Annotated in this window: 1 pseudogene; it reads left to right on the top strand. The window is 58.5% G+C overall.

Annotation, left to right across the window (positions count from 1 at the left end):
- Positions 1–423: 423 nt before the first annotated feature.
- Positions 424–1088 (top strand): annotated as a pseudogene (locus EAW56_RS12405) (hypothetical protein); the annotation flags it as partial.

The following is a 1088-nucleotide window of genomic DNA, read 5'->3' on the forward strand; positions in this document are numbered from 1 at the left end:
CACAGGTAGGTGTGGATAACTTGGGGATGAATCGACGTCTTGTACACACGGCCCAGGACAGGGTGTGGATAACTTGTGGATAACTAGTATCAGCGACCTGGGGAAACGGCGCATCGCTGCTGGTCACGGGAGTTTTGGGACTTTTTGAGTTGTGTGTGCAGGTTGTGAAAAACCCCGTTCACCACCAGGTTTGACAGGCGTAAGTTCACCGGCTAGTAACCTAAACTTTGCCGTTGAGCAGGGCTTATTCCGCAGAGTTATCCACAGCAGTAGGGGTGCCATCGGTACAGCGCGGGACGTGACTCACACACACATACTAGAACAAAGCGTAACAATATGGTCACAGACGTTGCCGTCGTTTGTATGTTCGGTATAATTGTCCGCAATGACCACAATGACCGCTCACCGCAGAAAGGGGGAATCGTGCCACCCGCTCACTACTTCAGATGCCAAAACTCGACGGACCATCGCGCGCAGCTTTCGCAGCGTATGCGGGAGGCCGAGTTTGCCCTCTACCGCGGCTACGCAGCCTCGACCGCGGTTGAAGACTTCGACCTGGAGGTCGAAGAGTTAGCTCAGGTTACCAGCCGCCCCAAACATGAGGTCGAAGCTGCGGTTTTGGCGTATTTCCGGCTCGCCAGCCTGCCCAAGCTGCTCGCTCTGCAAGAGCAGACCTGCCTCCTTTCCGTGCACATGCTCACCGGCATAGATACTGCCCTGTGCAAGATCGGCGCTTCAGCGGACGAAGCAACGTGGGCGGCTTTTGACGACATGCTCACCCGGATCTTCACACCGAAGCGTGCAAACCAGGAGCTCCCCTCCCGCGCGTCAGTTGCCCGCCGCATCCGCACGATGATTGCCAAGCTTGACGTCGGCCTCAGCCACAACCCGGAAAAGCGCAAGAAGCGCGAAGCAGAGCACAACCACCGCGCGCGTAACGTCGAGTTCTCCGCGCAGGAGAACCACGGCAGCGCGGGCATCGCAACAATGACGCTCAGCACCGATGCCACCACGATGGCCGTCCTTCGCGCCTCGCTGCAGGCCACGGCCCGCCAGGAGAAGGTCTCGCTCGCTGACGCCGCTGTAAA

Source organism: Corynebacterium gottingense, from assembly GCF_003693265.1.
Classification (GTDB): domain Bacteria; phylum Actinomycetota; class Actinomycetes; order Mycobacteriales; family Mycobacteriaceae; genus Corynebacterium; species Corynebacterium gottingense.